The sequence below is a fragment of the Rhodomicrobium sp. Az07 genome (assembly GCF_018619475.1).
In the GTDB taxonomy this organism is placed as follows: domain Bacteria; phylum Pseudomonadota; class Alphaproteobacteria; order Rhizobiales; family Rhodomicrobiaceae; genus Rhodomicrobium.
On the sequence record NZ_JAHFZG010000088.1, the window covers coordinates 1 to 221 of the forward strand.

Genomic DNA, 221 nt, shown 5'->3' on the forward strand with positions numbered 1-221 from the left:
TCTCTCACGCCTCGTCAACGGCTGGCCGATGCGCAAAATCGATGAACTCATGCCTTGGGCCTATGCCGCCAGCCAAAACGCTGATCCCATGGTCTGAGAACACCGCTAACAGCAGTCGGGGCAGTCGTGCCAGATTGTTGGCTGCCATTGTCAGGATGAACCGCGACCGGACGCGTTCGATGCCGCGATACATGATCTCAGTCATGCCGCCTACGGTCTTG

The 221-nt window shown here is 58.4% G+C and carries 1 pseudogene; it reads right to left on the reverse strand.

What is annotated here, in order from left to right:
- Window positions 1–109 precede the first annotated feature (109 nt).
- Window positions 110–221: pseudogene (locus tag KKP04_RS15435) on the reverse strand (IS5/IS1182 family transposase); the annotation flags it as partial.